Below are 19,239 nucleotides of genomic sequence, written 5' to 3'. Positions count from 1 at the left end.
TCGGTTCCTTCAGATGACGGCCCGCTCCACGATCGGCCGTCCTTCGGGGATCCGGTCGTAGTGGAAGGGCGAGAGGTCCAGGGTCCGGTAGCCGCCATGGGCGATCCATTCGGCGGTGCCGCGCCCCATGGCAGGCGCGTGCTGCAGGCCATGGCCCGAGAATCCGTTGAGGAAGAGGAAGTTGGGCACGTCCGGATGCGGGCCCGCGACGGCGTTCCGGTCGAAGCGGTTGTAGGCGTAGTGGCCGATCCATTCATGGGTGACGCGGATGCGCTCGAAGAGGGGGATGCGGCGGGCGAGGGCAGGCCAGACGTGGTCCTCGAAAAGGCCGTCCCGGGGCGCGAAGTCGTCCGGATCGACGTCGGGGTCGTCTTCGGGATGGCCGCCCGCCTGATAGGTGCCGCCCCCCAGCTCGCGGACATGGACGCCGGAGGGATCGACGGTCAGCGGAAGCGGCCGGTCGAGCGGGGTCTCGGCGTGGAACACCCAGGTCCAGCGCTTGCGGGGCGCGACGGGAAGCTCGGTCCCGACCATGCGGGCGAGGGCGGCGGCGCGGGGGCCCACGGCGTTCACAAGGGTGCCGCAGGCGATCCGCGTGCCGTCCTCCAGCAGCGCGGCCGTCACGCGGCCCCCGGCGGTCTCGATCCCCGTGACGACGCCCCGCGCGAACTCCGCCCCCCTGCCCCGCGCCGACCGCCGCCACGCGTCGAGAACGGCTTGCCCGTCCCAGCAGCCCTCGTTCACGAGGTTGATGCTGCCGAGGGCGACGTCGTCCAGCTCATAGAATGGATAGCGCTCCGCGATCTGACCGGGCGTCAGCAGCTCCGTCGCCGCGCCGCAGCGCCTCTGCACCTCCGCGTTCGCGCGCAGCATCTCCGCGGACCCCTCGTCGGCGGCGAGATAGAGGTAGCCGAAGCTCTGCACCCTCAGCCGCGGCGCCCAGTCCTCGCGAAGGAAGCGGGGCAGATCCTGCACGAACTCCGCCGCGAACCGGGAAAGGCGGACGTTCAGCTCGCTCGAGAACTGCTGGCGCATGCAGGAGTTGGTGCGGGTGGTCGAGGCGAACTCGAACGAGGGGTCGCGGTCGAGGACCAGCACCGACAGCTCGGGCGCCAGCTCGGACAGCCACCATGCGGTCGAGGACCCCATCATGGCCCCGCCCGCGATCACGACGTCGTAGCGGTCCCCCTCGGGCGCGTCCCACATGGCGGCTGCCCTCCCTGCCGGCCGTCACCGGACGCTAGGACCGGCCCGCCGCGCTGCCAAGTGGAGATGCACGAAGAGAAACGGCCCGCCGGAGGGGGCGGGCCGCCTGTCAGGCACGGAACGGGGTTCAGACCTGCGGGTAGAGGACGACGCGGCTGTTCAGCGGCACCCGATCGTAGAGGTCGACCGCATGCGGGTTCACCAGCCGCGCGCAGCCGTTCGAGACGGCCGTGCCGATGGTGCGCGGCGCGTTGGTGCCGTGGATGCGCAGGAACGTGTCCCCGCGCGACGGCGTGAAGAGGTAGATCGCCCGCGCGCCCAGGGGGTTCTCGGGCCCGCCGGGCATCCCGTCGGCGTATTGCGCGTAGCTGGCCGGGTCGCGCTCGATCATGTCGGGCGTGGGCGTCCAGGAAGGCCACTCGCGCTTGGCGCCGACGTAGAACTCGCCCGCCTCGTAGAGGCCGGGCCGGCCGATGCCGACCGAGTAGCGGATCGCCTGCGCGTTGGGCAGCGTCCAGTAGAGCGCGAACTGCCCCGGATCGACGTGGATCTCGTTCGCCTCGAAGCCCGCGCGGGTGCGCACCATGCGCGGCAGGAACTGGTCAGGCAACTCCTGCGCCCCGGCGCCGAAGGGAGCCAGCCCCATGGGGACGGCACCCAGGGCCGCCGCCGCGGCGCCCATGAAAGATCGTCTCTGCATCCGTCGACTCCCCTCGAAAGGTGCGTATCGAAGATCATAACCTGCGGGGCCGGGGTCAAGGTCCACCAGCCACGCGACGTCATCCCCATGGCACGGCGCGCGGCGGACGGCGCGGCACCCCCGATCACGGTTTCGTGCGCTTGCCTCCAGGCGCGACCGGCCCACCCCCCGCGGCCTCGGCCCATGCGGCGGGCGATCCGGGGCGGCCGTGAAGGAATCCCTGCTGCAGAACGAGGCCCCGCGCGCGCATGGCGTCCCGCTCGGCGGGGGTCTCGACGCCCTCGGCGATCACCGGAAGGGCGCGGCCGCCGGCGAAGGCCAAGACCTCGTCCAGCGCCTCGGGACGGCGGGTCCCCTCGCGGACGAGGCGGCGGTCGAGCTTCACGATGTCGATGGGCAGCTGCCGCAGCCGCTCCATGTCCGACAGCCCCGTTCCGTAGTCGTCGACGGCGATCCGCACGCCGCTCTCCCTCAGGATCGCGAGGGTGCGCACCGTCCGCGCGAGATCGGCGACGCGGGCGGTCTCGACGATCTCGAACACGACCCGCTCGCGCGGCAGGTCTTCCAACAACCGGTCGATCCAGCCGCCCGGGTCGGGAAGCTCCGCCTCGAGCACGCCTTCGGTGACGTTGAAGCTGACGAAGGCCTCCGGATCGCTCTGCAGAAGGGTCGTGGCGGCAGCGGCGGCGCGGCGCAGCGGCGGCCGCGGGCCGCCCCCCGGGCGCACGCGCAGCAGCGCGAGGAGCTGCGGCGGGACCGAGACCTCGCCCTCCGGCGTCTGCCAGCGAAGCAGGAGCTCGAACCCGGCGATGCGGCCCGCGGCGACGTCCAGCACCGGCTGCGCATGATAGTCGAGGTCGCCCGCCGCCAGCGCGGCCACGAGGTCTGCGTGGGTCGCCATCACTCGCCCCTCGCCGCGCGATCGGAAGCCGTCTGTCCATGATGGGTTGCTGTCTCGGGCAGGGCTGCGCTCCTCTGGGTGGGGCCTCGGTGGCTGAGGCGCCGCATCCGGTCTAGGATGCCGCATGCCACGCCGCCAAGAAGGATCGGACCTGGCAGGGATGGGAAGACGCTATCCGACAACGCCCGACGGACGCTACTTCGTCGCGAAGGGCCGGCTGTGGCGGTGCAGCGACCCCGCCCTGCCCGAGGCCGAGCGGGACGAGGCGGTGCGCGCCCTCATGCGGGCCCGACGCGCGGTGCGGGACGCACGCGGCGAGCGCGAGGCGGTGCGCGCGGCCCGGGCGCGGGTGGACGCTGCGAAGCGGCGCCTGGGCGAGCGGGGCCCGGTCTGGTGGACGGACGGCGCGCCCGACGTGAACCGCCATGCCCCCTGGAACACGAGCTATGCCGACTGGTGGGCGGGGCTGACGGAGGACGAGCGCGGCGCCGGCCTCGGCTAGTGGTTCGCGCGCGGCAGCCCCTTCCGGGCGATGTCCTGGAACAGCGGGCCGTCGCGCAGGCCCATGCCTGCGGTGAAGGGCGTGACCTCGCGCCGGAACATCGCCTGCCAGGGGGTCTGCGAGGGAGGGACCGGAAAGCCGCCCGCGGCCTCGAGGGCACGGGCGCGCGCGGCCAGCTCCCCCGCGGGGACGAGCATGTCGACCCGGCCGACGTTCAGGTCGACGCGGACCCGGTCGCCGGTGCGGACCAGCGCCAGCCCGCCGCCCTCCGCCGCCTCGGGCGAGGCGTTCAGGATGGAGGCCGAGCCCGAGGTCCCCGACTGCCGCCCGTCGCCGATGCATGGCATCGCGTAGACCCCCTCGCGGATCAGGTAGGAGGGGGGGCGCATGTTCACGACCTCCGCCCCGCCGGGGTAGCCGATGGGCCCGGCGCCGCGCATGATCAGGATGCAATCCGGCGTGATCCCGAGGGTTTCGTCGTCGATCCTCGCGTGGAAGTCCTCGGGCCCGTCGAACACCATGGCGGGCCCCTCGAAGGCCATCGGGTCGGCGGGGTCGGAGAGGTAGCGGGAGCGGAACTCCTCGTCGATGACGGAGGTCTTCATGATCGCGCCGTCGAAGAGGTTGCCCGTCAGGGCGAGGAAGCCGGCCTCCTCCAGGAGGGGGGCGTCCGCCGTGCGGATCACCTCCGCGTCGATGATGCCCGTGCCCTCGTAGCACTGCCGCATGGTCAGGCCGTTCGCCGTCGGGACGTCCGGGTGCGGAAGGAGGTTCGCGCGCATCAGCTCGCCGATGACGGAGGGCACGCCGCCGGCGCGGTGGAAATCCTCGCCCAGGAAGCGCCCTGCAGGCATCATGTCGACGAGGAGCGGGACGTGGTGGCCGATCCTCTGCCAGTCCTCGTTCGTCAACTCGATCCCGAGTTGGCGGGCGATGGCGTTCAGGTGGATCGGGGCGTTGGTCGAGCCGCCGATGGCGCTGTTGACGACGATGGCGTTCTCGAACGCCTCGCGGGTCATGATGTCCGAGGGCTTGCGGTCCGCGTGGACCATCTCGACGATCCGGGCGCCGGTGCGGTAGGCGACCTGCCCCCGCTCGCGGTAGGGGGCGGGGATGGCGGCGCCGCCGGGCAGCTCCATGCCCAGCGCCTCGGCCAGGGCGTTCATGGTGGAGGCGGTGCCCATCGTGTTGCAGTAGCCGACCGACGGGGCGCTGCTGGCGGCCATCTCCATGAACTGGTCGGGCGTGATCTCGCCGGCGGCAAGCTGCTGGCGCGCAAGCCAGATCACCGTGCCGGAGCCTGCCCGCGTGCCCTGGTGCCAGCCGTTCAGCATGGGTCCCACGGACAGCGCGATCGCCGGGATGTTCACCGCCGCCGCGGCCATGAGGCAGGCGGGGGTGGTCTTGTCGCAGCCGATGGTCAGCACGACCCCGTCGATCGGGTAGCCGAAGAGCGTCTCGACGAGGGAGAGGTAGGCGAGGTTGCGGTCGAGCATCGCGGTGGGGCGCTTGCCGGTCTCCTGGATCGGATGGACCGGGACCTGGAGAGGGATGCCGCCGGCGGAGCGGATGCCGTCGCGGACCCGCTCCTCCAGGACGAGGTGGTGGCGGTTGCAGGGGGAGAGGTCGCTGCCCGTCTGCGCGATGGCGATGATGGGACCGCCGCCGCGCAGCTCCTCCGGGGTGAGGCCGTAGTTCAGGTACCGCTCGAGATAGAGCGCGGTCATCTCGGGATCGTCGGGGTTGTCGAACCAGTCGCGGGAGCGGAGCTTTCGGTCGGTCATGGGCACGTCATGCGGCGCGGGGCGGCGGGAATCAATCGAAGAGGATCGGCCCGACTAGAGAACGCGCGATATCAACGGGCTAGACCACCGCGCGCCCGCTTAACCCCCTGGAAAGATCTCCGTGGTGAAATGAACGCATGAACGATCACGGTCCGATTCCGAAGCGACGAAGCACCCCCATCGCGGGCGCCCCGATCCCGGCCCGGCGCAGGGCGACGGCGGAGCCGTGCCTTGCGCGGGCCGAGGCGGGCGCGGAACGACGCAGCTTCGGGGCGGTTTCGGGTCGGCCCGGGGCGGGCGGCCGCGCATGCCCAAATGCCGCCGGGCGACTTCCGGAAGGGCCGGCGGAACCTCCCCATCCCATCGCCTGCCGGCCGGACGGGGCGGCCAGGGCTGGCGGCGATGATGGCGGTGCCGGTGACGGCGGGCGGTCGCGCCGGGCGGGGGGACCGGACCGTTCCGGATGGCCGATGTCCCGGGCCGTGCGGCCGCGCGGGGCGACGAGGCGCAGCTCGCCCGGGGCGGCGAGGACCACGCCGCGCTGGGGCACGGGCGTGCGGGGCACGGGGGGCCGGGGCACGGGGGGCCGGGGCGCGGGGGCGCCGGGGCGCCGGGATGCGGGGCGCGACTTTCGCGACGCCCGCGATCGAGGCGTTCGGCCGGACGCCGCGCGGCCGCGCGGGGCGCTTCGCCCTTGCAAGGGCCGGGCAAGGGCCGTTCAAGGTCCTGGCCGGTGCGGCGAGGCGGCGGCGGGACAGGAAGGGGACGGTGCTATGCGGCTGATGCGAATGGGCGATCCGGGGGCGGAACGGGTGGCGGTGCTCCATGCCGACGGAACGGTGCGGGACCTCTCGGCGCATTGCGCGGAGCTGGCGGGCGACCAGCTCTCGCCGCGGGGGCTGGACCGGCTGCGCGCGGTCGACCCGGGCGCCCTGCCCCGCGTGCCGGACACCGTCCGCACCGGCCCCTGCGTGCCCCGCCCCGGCAAGATCGTCTGCATCGGCCTGAACTACGCGGACCATGCCGCCGAGACGGGGTCGAGCATCCCGGACGAGCCCGTGGTCTTCCTGAAGGCCGGGACCGCCCATGCCGGGCCGTTCGACCGGGTGCGGATCCCTCCGCACTCCACCCGGACCGACTGGGAGGTGGAGCTGGGCGTGGTGATCGGCGCCCGCGCGAAGGACGTGGCCGAGGCGGACGCGCTGGCGCATGTCGCAGGCTATTGCACGGCCAACGACCTCTCCGAGCGGGACGACCAGAAGAAGCGGGCGGGCGGGCAGTGGGCGCTGGGCAAGTCGCATGACGGGTTCGCGCCGATGGGGCCCTGGCTCGTCACCGCGGACGAGGTGCCGGACCCGCAGGCGCTGGACCTCTCGCTCGACGTGGACGACGCGCGGCGGCAGACGGGATCGACGGCGACGATGATCTTCCCCGTGGCGGAGGTGATCGCCTATCTCTCGCGCTTCATGACGCTGGAGGCGGGGGACGTGATCCTGACCGGAACGCCGCCGGGGGTGGGCCTCGGGATGGACCCGCCGACCTTCCTGAGCGCCGGGCAGGTCGTGGCCGCCGAGGTCGAGGGCCTCGGCCGGCAGGGCGTCCGGATGATCTGAGCGCCCGCCTCCCCCGCGCTGCCGGCGAAGGGGACCGGCCCGTCCGCAGCCGAAGGGGCGCCTTGCCGGGTCGGCCCGGGTGCGCAGGCCGCGGATTCGGCGCCCGGACCCGCGACGGGCGCCCGAAGGCGCGGGGGCTGCCCCGGCCGGCCGGGTGGAGGAAGCGGGGACGCGCGATCCGGCCTGCGATCGCCCGAGGGCGGCGAGACCCCGCCGGCCGGGCGCCGCGGCGCAGGCCGGGCGCGGCGACCCGCGGGCGACGCGATTCCTTCGGGCGGAGGTTCCCGGCGCCGGGCCGGGACGGGACGGGCGGCGTGGAACGGTCCGGGCCCCGGCCGGGCGCGACGGGCCATGCGGCGGCGTGGCCGTCCGGCATGGGACCCGGGCGCGGCAGGCGGGGGCGTGCCGGGGGCGTGCGGGCCGTGCCCGTTCCAGGAAGGCGGCGCGTTCCGCGCGGCGCTTCGCGCGCCGGAGTCGCCGGGAGAGGAGCCCCGCGCCCCCCTCAGGCCACCCCGACGCCGAGGAGCTGGAGCAGGGTGACGAGGCCGACGGGGCGGCCGCCTTCCGTCACGAAGGCGGCGCCGATGCGCCGCTCGCGCAGGGTGGCAAGGGCCGTCATGGCCAGGCGGTCCGGCTCGATCGTGATGCCGCCGGGGGTCATGATCTCGCCCGCGGTGCGGCCCTGCATCACCTCGGCCATCGTGCCGCCCACGTTCGCCTCGAGGTAGCGGCGCAGGTCGCCGTCCGTGACCACGCCCGCCAGCCGCCCCCCTTCGGTGACGCCCACGATGCCGAAGCCCTTGCGGCCGACCTCGGCCACGGTCTCGAGCACGGAGGTGCGGGCGTCCACGAGCGGCAGCCGGTCGCCGGCGTGCATCACCTCGGACACCGGCAGGAGGGCGGCGCCGAGCTTGCCGCCGGGGTGGAAGCCGCGGAAGTCCTCGGGACCGAAGCCGCGCGCCTCCAGCACCGCGATGGCGAGCGCGTCGCCCATCGCGAGCTGCAGGAGGGTCGAGGTCGTGGGCGCCAGCTCCATCGGGCAGGCCTCGCGCTCCATCGGCAGGACGAGGGCGACGTCCGAGCGGCGGGCGAGCGTGGCCCCCTTCGCCCCGGTGAGCGAGACGATGGGGATGCGGTAGCGCTTGGCGTGGCCGATCAGGTCCGACAGCTCGCGCGTCTCGCCCGACCAGGAGAGCATCAGGAGAACGTCGTCCGCCGCCACCATGCCGAGGTCGCCATGCGACGCCTCGGCCGGGTGGACGAAGATCGCGGGCGTGCCGGTCGAGGCGAAGGTCGCGGCGAGCTTGCGCCCCACGTGCCCCGACTTGCCCATGCCCGCGACGACGAGGCGGCCCTTCATCGCGAGGATCAGCGCACGGGCCCGCGACAGCGCGGGGGCGAGGGCGGGAACGGCGGCGCGCAGCCCCCCCAGGGCGGTCTCGTACTCGCCCAGGACGCGGGCGACGGCGGCTTCGGCCTCTTGCATGGGGCCTTTCAGCATGCCGGCGCCGCAGGGTCCATCGCCGCGCCGCGCGGCGGCCCTTGCAAACCTGTGCACCCGTTCCCACAACGCCCGGCGGGGAGGCCCGCATGGGACATCATCCTAACCTGACGCCGCGGGTCGGCGACGAGGTCCGCAAGACGACCTGCTACATGTGCGCCTGCCGCTGCGGGATCGACGTGCACGTCCGGGACGGGCCCGGCGGCGGGAAGGTCGTCACCTACATCGAGGGCAACCGCGACCATCCGGTGAACCGGGGCGTCCTGTGCGCCAAGGGCAGCGCCGGCCTGATGCAGCACCATTCGCCCGCCCGGCTGCGCGCGCCGCTGCGCCGCGTGGGCGAGCGGGGCGAGGGCCGGTTCGAGGAGATCACCTGGGAGGAGGCGCTGGACCTCGCCGCGTCCTGGCTGGCCCCCGTGCGCGAGAGCGACCCCAAGAAGCTGGCCTTCTTCACCGGCCGCGACCAGTCGCAAAGCTTCACGTCGTGGTGGGCGCAGGCGTTCGGCACCCCGAACTACGCCGCGCACGGGGGCTTCTGCTCGGTCAACATGGCGGCGGGGGGCATCTACACCCTCGGCGGCGCGTTCTGGGAGTTCGGGCAGCCCGACTGGGACCGCGCGAAGCTGTTCCTTCTGTTCGGCGTGGCGGAGGACCACGATTCGAACCCGATCAAGATGGGGATCGGCCGGCTGAAGGGGCGGGGCGGCAAGATCGTCGGGATCAACCCGGTCCGCACGGGCTACAACGCGGTCGCGGACGACTGGTACGGGATCACGCCGGGCACGGACGGGCTGCTGGTGCTCTCGCTGATCCACCTTCTCCTGAAGGCCGGGCGGATCGACGCGGACTACCTCGCGCGGTGGACCAACGCCCCGGTCCTCCTGGACGGCGACCCCGAGAGCCCCGATCACCTCCTGCCGCTCACCGGCGAGGACGGGGAGCCCCTGGTCATCGACCGGCGGACGGGGAGGCCCGCGCCCTGGAACGGCGAAGGGGTGCGCCCCCTCCTGACCGGCACGCTGGACCGGGGCGGCCACCGCCACGAGAGCGCGTTCCACCGCATCGCCGGGCGATACCTCGCGGACGACTACGCGCCCGAGGCGGTCGAGGGGCGGACGGGCATCCCGGCGGCGCGCATCCGACAACTGGCCGGCGAGATCGCGCGCGCGGCCTTCGAGGACGCGGAGTTCGTCCCCGGCGCCTGGACCGACTTCCGCGGCGAGCGGCACGAGGGCTGGCAGGCGCGCCCCGTCGCGATGCACGCGATGCGGGGCGTGTCGGCCCATGCCAACGGGTTCCAGACGGCCCGCGCGATCCACCTGCTGCAGGCGCTGATCGGCAGCGTCGAGGCGCCGGGCGGCTTCCGGTTCAAGCCGCCCTACCCCAAGCCCGTGGACGCCCATCCCCGCCCCCATGCGAACGCCGTGCCCGGGCAGCCGCTGGACGGCCCGCACCTGGGCTATCCCAGGGGCCCGGAGGACCTGCTGGTCGGGGAGGACGGCGGCCCGAAGCGAATCGACAAGGCGTATTCCTGGGACGCGCCGCTGGCCGCGCACGGGCTGATGCACATGGTCTTGGGCAACGCGGCGAAGGGCGATCCCTACGGCGTGGACGTCGTGATGATGTACATGGCGAACATGGCGTGGAACTCCTCCATGTCGCCGGGGCGGGCGATGGAGGCGCTGACCGCGCGGGGCGAGGACGGCGGCTACCGCATCCCGAAGGTGATCTACTCCGACGCCTACGCCTCGGAGATGGTGGCCTATGCCGACCTGATCCTGCCCGACACGACCTATCTCGAGCGGCACGACTGCATCTCGCTGCTGGACCGCCCGATCTGCGAGGCGGACGCCGCCGCGGACGCGATCCGCTGGCCGGTGGTCGAGCCCGGCCGCGAGGTGCGCGGCTTCCAGACGGCGCTGGTGCAGCTGGGCGCGAAGCTGGGCCTGCCGGGCTTCGTGGAGCAGGACGGCACCCCGGCCTACGCGGACTACGCCGACTACATCCAGAACCACGAGCGGCGGCCCGGGGTGGGGCCCCTCGCGGGCTGGAGGGGGGACGGGAAGAGCCACGGGCGCGGCGGGCCGAACCCCGAGCAGATCGAGCGCTACAAGGAGGCGGGGGGCTTCTGGACGTCCCACGTCCCGGAGGGCGCGCGCTACATGAAGCCGTTCAACGCCGGCTACCAGGACTGGGCGGTGGGGATCGGCCTCTTCGACGTGCCGCAGCCCTACCTGTTCGAGCTGTGGTCCGCGCCCCTGAGGCGGTTCCAGCTGGCGGCGGAGGGAAAGCGCGACCCCCGCCCGCCCGAGGACCGGCGCGCGGCGCTGCACCGGCAGATGGACCCCCTGCCCGTCTGGTGGGACTGCGCGGAAGCGAACGGGGCGGAGGAGTATCCGCTGCACGCGCTGACGCAGCGGCCGATGGCGATGTACCATTCCTGGGGCTCGCAGAACGCATGGCTGCGGCAGATCCACGGGACGAACCCGCTGTTCATCCCGCCCGCCGTCGCCGAGGCCGAGGGGCTGCGGGACGGGGACTGGGCGCGCGTCACCTCGCCCCATGGCGAGATCACCGTGCCCGTGCAGGTGCAGCGGGCGCTGAACCCGCGCACGGTCTGGACATGGAACGCGATCGGCAAGCGCAAGAGGGCCTGGGGCCTGGACGCGGACGCGCCCGAGGCCACCAAGGGCTTCCTGATGAACCACCTGATTCACGAGCTGCTGCCGCCGAAGGGCGGGCAACGGTTCGCGAACTCGGACCCGGTGACGGGCCAGGCGGCCTGGTTCGACCTGCGCGTCCGGGTCGAGAAGGCCGAGGCCCGGGCGCAGGCGCGGCCCGTCCTCGACCCGCTGGGCGTGCCGCCCGTGACGGGGGACGGCCGCCCGGACGGCGCGCGGCGCGAGCCGGAGGCCGAGGGATGACGATGCTTCCGGCCGGCACCGAGCGGAGCCTCGGCTTGGTGATCGACCTCGACATCTGCGTCGGGTGCCATGCCTGCGTGATCGCCTGCAAAGGGTGGAACGACGCGGCCTACGGCGCGCCCCTGTCGGACCGCGATCCCTACGGCGCCGAGCCCGAGGGGACGTTCCTGAACCGCGTCCACTCCTACGAGGTCGTGCCGGAGGAGGGGGCGGCGCAGACCGTCCACTTCCCCAAGTCCTGCCTGCACTGCGAGGACGCGCCCTGCGTCACCGTCTGCCCCACGGGCGCCTCGCTGAAGCGGGCGGAGGACGGGATCGTGCTGGTGAACGAGGCGGCCTGCATCGGCTGCGGCCTCTGCGCCTGGGCCTGCCCCTACGGCGCGCGCGAGCGCGACCCCTCCGCCGGGGTGATGAAGAAGTGCACGCTCTGCGTGGACCGCATCTACAACGACGCCCTGCCCGAGCGGGACCGCGAGCCGGCCTGCGTGCGCACATGCCCCTCGAACGCGCGGCATTTCGGCGACCTCGCCGATCCGGAGAGCGCGGCGTCGCGCATGGTGGCCGCGCGAGAGGGGTTCGACCTGATGCCGGACCTCGGCACGCGGCCCGTCAACAAGTACCTGCCGCCGCGTCCGAAGGACGAGAGGGTCGACGTCCTCGCCCCCCTGCTCGAGCCCGTCGCGGAGGAGCCTTCGGGCCTTCTGGGCTGGCTCGACCGGCAGCTGGGGAAGCTCTGATGCATCCGGCGCCATCGATCATCCTTTTCTCGACCCTGTCGGGGCTGGGCTTCGGGCTGCTGGTCTTCCTCGGGGTGGGGGCGATCCAGCCGGTGGGCCCGGCCGCGGCCGCCTTCCACGGGATCGGGCTGGGGCTGGCGGTCGCGGGCCTCGTGTCCTCGACCTTCCACCTCGGCCGGCCGGAGCGGGCCTGGCGGTCGTTCACGCAATGGCGCACCTCCTGGCTCTCGCGGGAGGCCTGGGCGGCGGTGGGCGCGCTCCTGGCGGCGTCGCTCTTCGCGCTCACGGCCGTGCTGGGGGCGCCCGTCCCCCTCCTCGGCCTTCTGTCGGCGGCGCTCTGCCTTCTGACGGTGCTGTGCACGGCGATGATCTACGCCTCGATCCGGGCGGTGCCGCGCTGGCACCACTGGACGACGCCGGCGACCTTCCTCCTCTGGTGCCTGGGCGGGGGGGCGATCCTGGCGGCGCAGACCTGGCTCGCTGCGATGATCCTCCTCGCGGCGGGGGTGCTGCAGGTGGCGACGTGGCGCCGCGGCGACGACGCGTTCGCCGCCCTGGGGCAGACGGTCGGGACCGCCACGGGGCTGGGCGCGCGCGTCGAGCCGCTGGAGCGCCCCCATACGGGCGAGAGCTACCTGACGCACGAGATGGTGTTCCGCGTCGGGCGCCGCCATGCCGATCGGCTGCGGCTGATCGCGCTTCTCCTCGCGGTCGTGGCCCCGACGTTCCTGCTGCTGCTGGTGCCTTCGCACGCGGCGGGGCTCGTCGCGCTGCTGTGCTTCGCGGCCGGAATCCTCGCGCAGCGGTGGCTGTTCTTCGCGGAGGCGGAGCATACCGTGGGCCTCTACTACGGCGCGCCGGGGGGGCGGACGACTTGATCCCGGCAGGCTTCCAGGAACGGTTCGCCACGCCGGAGGACTACGTCCTCGGCATCACCCGCGAGATCTGGGAGGAGCGGCGCGTGGACACGCTGCGCGGCCTCTACGCGGACGGGCTGGTCGTCCGCTCGCCCGCGTCGGTCGTGGTGGGCAACGGCGGCATCGTCGCGGCCACGCTGGGCACCCTCGCGGAGTTCCCCGACCGCGAGCTTCCGGGCGAGGACGTGATCTGGATGCCCTGGGGGAAGGGCTTCCTCTCCTCGCACCGGCTGCTCTGCTGGGCGACCCATTCGGCGCCGGGGGCCTACGGGCCGCCCACGGGGCGGCGCCTGCGCTACCGCATCATCGCGGACTGCTACTGCGAGGGCGGCGCGGTCCGGGACGAATGGCTGGTGCGCGACCAGGGCGCCATCGTGCGGCAGATGGGCTGGGAGGTGCCGGCCTGGGTGCGCCTGCAGATCGCCCGCGAGGGGGGGCCGGACCGGTGCGTGAGGCCCTTCGCCCCCGCGCGCGACGTGGCGGGGCCGTACGGGGGCGCGGGCGACGGGCACGAGGCGGGCGCCGCGCTGGCCGAGGCGCTGCGCGGCGCGACGAAGGACCCCGCCACGATCCGGGAGGGCTGGGACAGGGGCGCGGCGCTGCATCATCCCGGGCACCGCGACGGGCACGGCTGGAACGACGCGTCCGCCTTCTGGGCCGGGCTCGCCTCGGCGGTGCCGTCCGGACGCTTCGAGGTGCACCACGCGATGGGCCGGGACGATCCCATGATGCCGCCCCGCGCCGCCGTCCGCTGGTCGCTGAGCGGGCGGCACGACGGGCCGGGCACGTTCGGCGCGCCCTCGGGGGCGGAGATCCACGTCATGGGGATGACCCACGCCGAGCTGGGGCCCCGCGGCATCCGGCGGGAATGGACCCTGTTCGACGAGACGGCCGTCTGGCGGCAGATCGTGCTGGCGACGGGCTGAGGGCCTCGCCCCTCAACCCGCCGGGCCGAGCACGCGCCAGATCAGGACGAAGTGGCAGGCGCTGCCGGCCATGGTGAAGACGTGCCACCAGAGGTGCGAGTACATCCGCTCGTGCATGGAGTAGATCCACGCGCCCACGGTGAAGCAGAAGCCGCCGCCGAGGAGCCAGGCGAACCCGACCGGCCCCAGCGTCTGCCAGAGCGGCCAGACCGCGAAGACCCCAGCCCAGCCCATCCCGAGATAGAAGAGGAGGGACAGACGCTCGGCCCGGGCGGCGGCGGGCAGGTTGCGGTTCCAGACCTTCGTCGCGATGCCCGTCACGGCAAGTGTCCAGACCACGGTCAGGAGGACGATCCCCGTGGTCGGCGGCAGCGCCAGGAGCGCGAGCGGCGTGTAGGTCCCGGCGATCTTCAGGTAGATCGCGGCGTGGTCCATCGTGCGGAAGAACCCCTGCCAGCGCGTGCGGAAGGTCGCGTGATAGAGGGTCGAGGCGAGATAGACCGCGATCACGGAGGCGCCGTAGATCGCCGCGGTCGAGACCGCGACCCCGCCCTCGGCCCGCAGGACCAGCACCACGAGCGCGGCGATCCCGAGGGGCACCCCGATCCCGTGCGACAGGGCGTGGAGCACCTCCTCGCGCGCGGTGTAGCGGCGGTGGCCGGGGGGGAAGAAATCAGCGTTCGCCATGGAGGGGAAGCTAGGGCGCATCGTGTTCGGTTCCGTTGACGTGAGGTGACGATTTCGTGGCGGCGGGCCGGGCTAGCGCCGCTCGACCTCGCGCATGCGGGGGGCGTGGACGTGGGTGCGCACGAGCCAGGCCGCCGCGCACCCGGCGAGGAAGCCGAAGAGGTGCCCCTCCCACGAGATGCCGACACTTCCGGGAAGAACGCCCCAGATCATCGCGCCGTAGAGCGCCCCGACCAGCGCCGCCGCGCCCAGCGTGACGGGCGAGCGGTCGATCAGTCCCCGCGCGAGCAGGAAGCCGAACCAGCCGAAGACGAGGCCGGACGCCCCGATGTGGATCGCGGGCGTCGCGAAGAGCCAGGTGAGCGCGCCACCCAGCCCCACGATCACCGCGTTGACGGCGGCGAGCGCGCGCGTGGCCGTCGCCGCGAGGAGGCCGCCCATTACGAGAAGGGGCGGCGTGTTCGACATCAGGTGCCCGAAGCTGCCGTGCAGGAGCGGCATCCCGACGATGCCGTCGAGCCCGTAGAGGTGCCGCGGAACCAGCCCGAAGAGCGGCGTGAGCGCGTAGCCCAGGAGCCAGTTCACCGCCTGCACCACCCAGAGCAGCGCGACGAAGGCCGCGAGCACGGCGAGGCGGAGGGCGATCGTGGACATCGGCGCCGAGGCTAGGGGCGCATCGGCCGCGACCGCAAGGTCGTCCGCAGCGTCAGGCCGGCTCGGCCACGAGGGGCGCGGGCCCGGCGACGCGCCTGCCCGACGTGCCGTCGAAGACGTGGCAGATGGCGGCGGGCACGCTGATGCTGACCGGGGCGCCGATCTCGGCCCGGTACTCCTTCGGGGCCTTGACGGACACGAGCTCGCCCCCCGCCTTCACGGCGATCATGGTGGCGTCGCCCAGAAGCTCCATCGTGTAGACCTTCGCGTCGATCTCGGCCGAGGTGGGGGCGATGGCGGCGTCCTCGGCGCGGAAGCCCACCGTCGCCTCGCCGTCCGGCGCCGTCAGGCCGGGGATGCGGACGTTCCGCCCCTCGAAGGTGCCGCCGCGGATCGTGCCCTGCATCAGGTTCATTGCCGGGCTGCCGATGAAGCCCGCGACGAAGGTGTTGGCCGGGTTGTCGTAGATCTCGACGGGGGTGCCGACCTGCTGGACGACGCCCTTGGACATCACCACCACGCGGTCGGCCAGCGTCATCGCCTCGATCTGGTCGTGGGTCACGTAGACGGTCGTCACCTGCAGCTCGTGGGAGAGGTTCTTGATCTGCGCCCGCGTCGAGACGCGCAGCTTGGCGTCGAGGTTGGACAGCGGCTCGTCCATGAGGAAGACGTTGGGCTCGCGCACGATGGCGCGGGCGAGGGCCACGCGCTGGCGCTGGCCGCCCGACAGCTCGGCCGGCTTGCGGTCGAGGAAGGGCGTCAGCTCGACCATCTCGGCGGCGCGGCGGACCTTCGCGTCGTGGTCGCCCTCGACCTTGCGGACCTTCAGCGGGAAGCGGACGTTCTCGTAGACGTTCATGTTCGGGTAGAGGCCGTAGGACTGGAACACCATCGCGATGTCGCGGTCCTTGGGGTCGAGGTCGTTCACCACCTGCCCGTCCACCTCGATCGTGCCCTCGGTCACGTCCTCGAGCCCCGCGATCATCCGCATGGTCGTCGTCTTGCCGCAGCCCGACGGCCCGAGAAGGACGAGGAACTCGCGGTCGGCGATGGTCAGGTCGAAGTCGTCCACGCCGACGAACTCGCCCCAGCGCTTGGAGACGTGGTTCAGCTTGATCTCGGCCATCAGGACCCTTCCCCGGAACGATCTTGCACACGTGTGCATTCCAAGCTGGACGCACGGGGCGCGTTTTGCAACAGCATCGCGCGGGAGCATGGGGGAAGGCAAGCGATGGAAGACGGCGGCAAGGCGATCCTGGCCGGGCTGCACGGCCTGCTGGCGGGCGACGGCGCGGCGGTGGCGCAAGGCTGCGACTGGCACGTCTCGGCCCCGGTCGAGGAATGCGAGCCCCGCGCCTTCGCGGACGCGCTGCGCGGCGCGCTGACCGGGCTGCACCGCCGCGACGTGCTGGCGCTGGCGGGTTCGAACCGGCGCGAGGAAGGGGGCGAGTGGATGGCGGCGATCTGCCACTACGTCGGCAACCTCGACGCGCCGCTCTGGGGGGTGCCGGCCAGCGGCCGCCTCGCCATGCTGCGGGCGGGCGAATTCTACCGCGTCGAGGGGGGGCGGATCGTGAAGGCGCGGATCATCCTCGACCTTCCGGACCTGATGCGGCAGGGGGGCCGCCTGCCCTTCCCCTTCTCCTACGGCACGGAGATCGCCTTCCCGCCCCCCGCGACGCAGGACGGGATCTGCCCCGGGGCGGACGGCACCGCCTCGCTCGACCTCGTGGAGCGGATGCTGGGCGACCTGCACGTCTACGACCCCGAGACGATCGGCTCGGCGGGCCAGACGGGCGAGGGCGGCGCCTGGGCGGACGACATGCTCTGGTGGGGTCCGGCGGGGATCGGGTCGAACTTCCGCTGGGAGGGGTTTGTGAAGGACCACCGCAAGCCCTTCGTGGAGGCGTTCCCCGACCGGAAGGGCGGCAACCACTACTGCCGCATCGGCGCGGGGGACTACGCCGCCGTCTCGGGCTGGCCCTCGATGACGATGACCTGGCAGCGCGACTACCTCGGCCACGGGCCCGCCGACGGGCGGGCGATGACGCTGCGGGTGATGGACTTCTATCGCTGCACGGGAGTGGCCGGAGGGGCGCGGATCGCCGAGAACTGGGTGCTGCTCGACTACGTGGACCTCTTCCGGCAGATGGGCCGCGACCTGATCGCCGAGGCGGCGGGGTAGCGCGCCCGTCCGCCCCGCCGCGGAGGACGCGGGGCGCCCGCCGGCATCGTCGCCCGGCCCCGTGGCGCGCGGGAGGCCCGGGGGAAGCCAGGCGGGAGGGCGCTAGCGCAGGCGGCGGCCCTCGGCGTCGAAGAGGTACAGGCGCGCGGGATCGAAGGACACGCCGACCCGCTCGCCGCGTCGCAGGGGGTCGATCTCGCCGGCCTCCATGGTGACGCGGGTGCCGTCGGCGGCGTCGGCGTAGACGTAGGAGACGCCGCCGAGGTTCTCGGTCAGGTCCACCTCGTGCGTCGCCCCGCCCGCAAGGCGCAGGTGCTGGGGCCGCAGCCCGACCTCGAGCCTGGTGCCGAGGGGCGGCAGGGCGACGGGCGCGGGAATGGGCGCGGAGGCGTAGGCCGGCGCGAGCACGCCCCCCTCCACGACCTCGCCGGGGGCGAAGTTCATCGAGGGGCTGCCGATGAAGCCCGCGACGAAGCGGTTGTCGGGATCGCGGAAGAGGTCCATCGGCCTGCCCGCCTGCTCGACCCGGCCGGCGCGCAGCACGACGATCTTGTCGGCCATCGTCATAGCCTCGACCTGGTCGTGGGTGACGTAGATCATGGTCGCGCCGATCTCGTCGTGCAGGCGCGCGATCTCGACGCGCATGTCCACCCTGAGCTCGGCGTCGAGGTTGCTGAGCGGCTCGTCGAAGAGGAACACCTCCGGGCCGCGGACGATCGCCCGGCCGATCGCGACGCGCTGGCGCTGCCCCCCTGAGAGGGCGACGGGCTTGCGGTCGAGGTAGTCGCCGAGCTTCAGGATGCGCGCGGCCTCGTCCACCTTCGCGGCGATCTCGGCGCGGGGATGCCCGTTCATCCGAAGGCCGAAGCCCATGTTCTGGCGCACGGTCATGTGGGGGTAGAGGGCGTAGGTCTGGAACACCATCGCCACGCCCCGCGCGGACGGGTCCATGCGGGTCACGTCCCGCTGGCCGATGCGGATGGCGCCCCCGGTCGTCTCCTCCAGCCCGGCGACCATCCGCAGGAGGGTGCTCTTGCCGCAGCCCGAGGGGCCGACGAAGACGCAGAACTCGCCGTCCTCGATCCGAAGGTCGATGCCGTGGATCACCTCCGTCTCGCCGTAGCGCTTGACCACGCCGTCCAGAACGACACCCGTCATCGCGTCCCTCCCCCGCCTTGCCGCGTCCCTTCGGGGAAGCGCCAGTCATCCGCCGCGCGCGCGACGGCGTCCACCGCCCGCCGCAGGGGCCCCAGGGCCGCCCGCGCCATCCCCCCAAGCCCCGCGCGGGTGCCGTGCCCGGTCACCGACAGCGCGCCAAGGACGTGGCCGCCGCCGCTGAGCACCGGCATGGCGACGCAGACCACGCCGGGCTCGTGCTCCTCCGCGTCGAAGGCGTGGCCGCGCCGGCGGATCGCGGCGAGATCGGCGCGCAGCGCGGCCTCGTCCGTCAGGGTCGCGGGCGTGTGGCGCTTGAAGCTCTGCTCGGCCAGGGCCTCGGCCAGGGCGTCCTCGGGAAGGTGGGCCAGCATCGCCTTGCCGACGCCGGTGCAATAGGCGGGGCCGATCCGGCCGGCCGCCGAGTAGGTGTCGGGCGCGGCCTCGGGGGCGTGCTTGTCGAGGTAGAGGACGTGCCCCCCCTCCAGCTCGGCGAGGTGGACCGTCCGCCCCGTCTCGTGCGCGAGGCGTTCGACGTGCGGGCGGGCGACGGGGGCGAGCGATGCCTGCGACCAGGCGACATGCGCCAGCCGCACGAGGCGGCGGCCCATCGCGTAGCGCCCCGTCTCGGGGTCGAGGATCAGCATCCCCTGCCCCGCGAGCGTCTGCACCAGGCGGTAGAGCGTGGCCTTGGGCAGAGCGGACCGCGCCTGAAGCTCCGCGAAGCGGACGGGGCGGCCGAAGGCGGCCACCTCCTCGAGGACGTCGAGCGCCTTTCCCACGGTGCCGCCGCCGTCGGGCGCTGCGCGGCGCAAGGCGTCGGCCATGGCTTCCCCTCCCCCTCGTG

The 19,239-nt window shown here is 73.4% G+C and carries 17 protein-coding genes; 7 read left to right on the top strand and 10 right to left on the bottom strand.

Features of this window, described 5'->3' with window-relative positions:
- Window positions 1-9: 9 nt before the first annotated feature.
- The 3 genes from BCF33_RS01015 to BCF33_RS01005 form a co-directional block, all read right to left on the bottom strand.
- On the bottom strand, window positions 10-1,206 hold the full coding sequence (locus BCF33_RS01015) for an NAD(P)/FAD-dependent oxidoreductase (protein WP_106159097.1): 1,197 nt from the start codon (window positions 1,204-1,206) through the stop codon (window positions 10-12).
- Window positions 1,207-1,333: 127 nt separating this feature from the next.
- The gene (locus tag BCF33_RS01010; RefSeq protein WP_106159096.1) at window positions 1,334-1,906 is read right to left on the bottom strand and encodes a L,D-transpeptidase; all 573 of its coding nucleotides are present in this window, start codon (window positions 1,904-1,906) and stop codon (window positions 1,334-1,336) included.
- Between the two features lie 124 nt (window positions 1,907-2,030).
- The gene (locus BCF33_RS01005; RefSeq protein ID WP_158259326.1) at window positions 2,031-2,807 is read right to left on the bottom strand and encodes an EAL domain-containing protein; all 777 of its coding nucleotides are present in this window, start codon (window positions 2,805-2,807) and stop codon (window positions 2,031-2,033) included.
- 160 nt (window positions 2,808-2,967) lie between these two features.
- On the opposite strand from BCF33_RS01005, the gene BCF33_RS01000 reads away from it, so the two are divergent.
- On the top strand, window positions 2,968-3,309 hold the full coding sequence (locus BCF33_RS01000) for a hypothetical protein (protein ID WP_106159094.1): 342 nt from the start codon (window positions 2,968-2,970) through the stop codon (window positions 3,307-3,309).
- On the opposite strand, the gene BCF33_RS00995 is transcribed toward BCF33_RS01000, so the two are convergent.
- A complete protein-coding gene (locus BCF33_RS00995; protein ID WP_106159093.1) occupies window positions 3,306-5,093 on the bottom strand; it encodes an IlvD/Edd family dehydratase in 1,788 nt (595 codons plus the stop codon). The genes BCF33_RS01000 and BCF33_RS00995 overlap by 4 nt on opposite strands.
- Before the next feature lie 773 nt (window positions 5,094-5,866).
- Here BCF33_RS00995 and BCF33_RS00990 point away from each other — a divergent pair.
- Window positions 5,867-6,706: a fumarylacetoacetate hydrolase family protein gene (locus tag BCF33_RS00990; protein ID WP_106159092.1), complete on the top strand. Its 840-nt coding sequence runs from the start codon at window positions 5,867-5,869 to the stop codon at window positions 6,704-6,706.
- Window positions 6,707-7,208: 502 nt separating this feature from the next.
- Here the strand turns inward: BCF33_RS00990 and BCF33_RS00985 are convergent.
- Window positions 7,209-8,192 carry a KpsF/GutQ family sugar-phosphate isomerase gene (locus tag BCF33_RS00985; protein WP_245883679.1) on the bottom strand — a complete coding sequence of 328 codons (984 nt, stop codon included), beginning with the start codon at window positions 8,190-8,192 and terminating at the stop codon, window positions 7,209-7,211.
- A 104-nt stretch (window positions 8,193-8,296) separates the two neighbouring features.
- Between BCF33_RS00985 and BCF33_RS00980 the strand changes: the two genes are divergently transcribed.
- Genes BCF33_RS00980 through BCF33_RS00965 form a run of 4 tightly spaced genes read left to right on the top strand, consistent with a single transcriptional unit; the run spans window position 8,297 to window position 13,711 of the window.
- On the top strand, window positions 8,297-11,131 hold the full coding sequence (locus BCF33_RS00980) for a molybdopterin oxidoreductase family protein (RefSeq protein ID WP_106159090.1): 2,835 nt from the start codon (window positions 8,297-8,299) through the stop codon (window positions 11,129-11,131).
- Window positions 11,128-11,868: a 4Fe-4S dicluster domain-containing protein gene (locus BCF33_RS00975; RefSeq protein WP_106159089.1), complete on the top strand. Its 741-nt coding sequence runs from the start codon at window positions 11,128-11,130 to the stop codon at window positions 11,866-11,868. Before BCF33_RS00980 ends, BCF33_RS00975 begins: the two co-directional genes overlap by 4 nt.
- Window positions 11,868-12,746 (top strand): dimethyl sulfoxide reductase anchor subunit family protein, encoded by an 879-nt coding sequence (locus BCF33_RS00970; protein WP_106159088.1) that lies wholly within the window; start codon window positions 11,868-11,870, stop codon window positions 12,744-12,746. The genes BCF33_RS00975 and BCF33_RS00970 overlap by 1 nt, the downstream gene beginning before the upstream one ends.
- Window positions 12,743-13,711, top strand: a complete 969-nt coding sequence (locus tag BCF33_RS00965; RefSeq protein WP_245883678.1) for a nuclear transport factor 2 family protein — start codon at window positions 12,743-12,745, stop codon at window positions 13,709-13,711. The genes BCF33_RS00970 and BCF33_RS00965 overlap by 4 nt, the downstream gene beginning before the upstream one ends.
- Before the next feature lie 12 nt (window positions 13,712-13,723).
- On the opposite strand, the gene trhA is transcribed toward BCF33_RS00965, so the two are convergent.
- From trhA to BCF33_RS00950, 3 genes are all read right to left on the bottom strand, one after another.
- The gene (gene trhA, locus BCF33_RS00960) at window positions 13,724-14,398 is read right to left on the bottom strand and encodes a PAQR family membrane homeostasis protein TrhA (protein ID WP_158259325.1); all 675 of its coding nucleotides are present in this window, start codon (window positions 14,396-14,398) and stop codon (window positions 13,724-13,726) included.
- 72 nt (window positions 14,399-14,470) lie between these two features.
- Entirely contained in the window at window positions 14,471-15,052 is a 582-nt protein-coding gene (locus tag BCF33_RS00955; protein WP_106159086.1) for a rhomboid family intramembrane serine protease, read from the bottom strand.
- A 52-nt stretch (window positions 15,053-15,104) separates the two neighbouring features.
- Entirely contained in the window at window positions 15,105-16,178 is a 1,074-nt protein-coding gene (locus BCF33_RS00950; protein ID WP_106159085.1) for an ABC transporter ATP-binding protein, read from the bottom strand.
- A 105-nt stretch (window positions 16,179-16,283) separates the two neighbouring features.
- Between BCF33_RS00950 and BCF33_RS00945 the strand changes: the two genes are divergently transcribed.
- Entirely contained in the window at window positions 16,284-17,237 is a 954-nt protein-coding gene (locus tag BCF33_RS00945) for an ester cyclase (RefSeq protein ID WP_106159084.1), read from the top strand.
- Window positions 17,238-17,339: 102 nt separating this feature from the next.
- On the opposite strand, the gene BCF33_RS00940 is transcribed toward BCF33_RS00945, so the two are convergent.
- Together BCF33_RS00940 and BCF33_RS00935 are read right to left on the bottom strand one after the other, a co-directional pair.
- Window positions 17,340-18,395: an ABC transporter ATP-binding protein gene (locus BCF33_RS00940; protein WP_106159083.1), complete on the bottom strand. Its 1,056-nt coding sequence runs from the start codon at window positions 18,393-18,395 to the stop codon at window positions 17,340-17,342.
- The gene (locus BCF33_RS00935) at window positions 18,392-19,219 is read right to left on the bottom strand and encodes an IclR family transcriptional regulator (protein WP_106159082.1); all 828 of its coding nucleotides are present in this window, start codon (window positions 19,217-19,219) and stop codon (window positions 18,392-18,394) included. The genes BCF33_RS00940 and BCF33_RS00935 overlap by 4 nt, the downstream gene beginning before the upstream one ends.
- Between the last annotated feature and the right edge of the window lie 20 nt (window positions 19,220-19,239).

Origin of the sequence: Hasllibacter halocynthiae (assembly GCF_003003095.1) — a bacterium.
Taxonomy (GTDB): domain Bacteria; phylum Pseudomonadota; class Alphaproteobacteria; order Rhodobacterales; family Rhodobacteraceae; genus Hasllibacter; species Hasllibacter halocynthiae.
This window is presented reverse-complemented; position numbering and strand designations above follow the sequence as displayed.

Excerpts from the sequence above, each read along its gene's own strand:
- BCF33_RS01015 (WP_106159097.1), bottom strand. The coding sequence starts at position 1,206 with ATGTGGGACGCGCCCGAGGGGGACCGCTACGACGTCGTGATCGCGGGC.
- BCF33_RS01010 (WP_106159096.1), bottom strand. The coding sequence starts at position 1,906 with ATGCAGAGACGATCTTTCATGGGCGCCGCGGCGGCGGCCCTGGGTGCC.
- BCF33_RS01005 (WP_158259326.1), bottom strand. The coding sequence starts at position 2,807 with ATGGCGACCCACGCAGACCTCGTGGCCGCGCTGGCGGCGGGCGACCTC.
- BCF33_RS01000 (WP_106159094.1), top strand. The coding sequence starts at position 2,968 with ATGGGAAGACGCTATCCGACAACGCCCGACGGACGCTACTTCGTCGCG.
- BCF33_RS00995 (WP_106159093.1), bottom strand. The coding sequence starts at position 5,093 with ATGACCGACCGAAAGCTCCGCTCCCGCGACTGGTTCGACAACCCCGAC.
- BCF33_RS00990 (WP_106159092.1), top strand. The coding sequence starts at position 5,867 with ATGCGGCTGATGCGAATGGGCGATCCGGGGGCGGAACGGGTGGCGGTG.
- BCF33_RS00985 (WP_245883679.1), bottom strand. The coding sequence starts at position 8,192 with ATGCAAGAGGCCGAAGCCGCCGTCGCCCGCGTCCTGGGCGAGTACGAG.
- BCF33_RS00980 (WP_106159090.1), top strand. The coding sequence starts at position 8,297 with ATGGGACATCATCCTAACCTGACGCCGCGGGTCGGCGACGAGGTCCGC.
- BCF33_RS00975 (WP_106159089.1), top strand. The coding sequence starts at position 11,128 with ATGACGATGCTTCCGGCCGGCACCGAGCGGAGCCTCGGCTTGGTGATC.
- BCF33_RS00970 (WP_106159088.1), top strand. The coding sequence starts at position 11,868 with ATGCATCCGGCGCCATCGATCATCCTTTTCTCGACCCTGTCGGGGCTG.
- trhA (WP_158259325.1), bottom strand. The coding sequence starts at position 14,398 with ATGGCGAACGCTGATTTCTTCCCCCCCGGCCACCGCCGCTACACCGCG.
- BCF33_RS00955 (WP_106159086.1), bottom strand. The coding sequence starts at position 15,052 with ATGTCCACGATCGCCCTCCGCCTCGCCGTGCTCGCGGCCTTCGTCGCG.
- BCF33_RS00950 (WP_106159085.1), bottom strand. The coding sequence starts at position 16,178 with ATGGCCGAGATCAAGCTGAACCACGTCTCCAAGCGCTGGGGCGAGTTC.
- BCF33_RS00945 (WP_106159084.1), top strand. The coding sequence starts at position 16,284 with ATGGAAGACGGCGGCAAGGCGATCCTGGCCGGGCTGCACGGCCTGCTG.
- BCF33_RS00940 (WP_106159083.1), bottom strand. The coding sequence starts at position 18,395 with ATGACGGGTGTCGTTCTGGACGGCGTGGTCAAGCGCTACGGCGAGACG.
- BCF33_RS00935 (WP_106159082.1), bottom strand. The coding sequence starts at position 19,219 with ATGGCCGACGCCTTGCGCCGCGCAGCGCCCGACGGCGGCGGCACCGTG.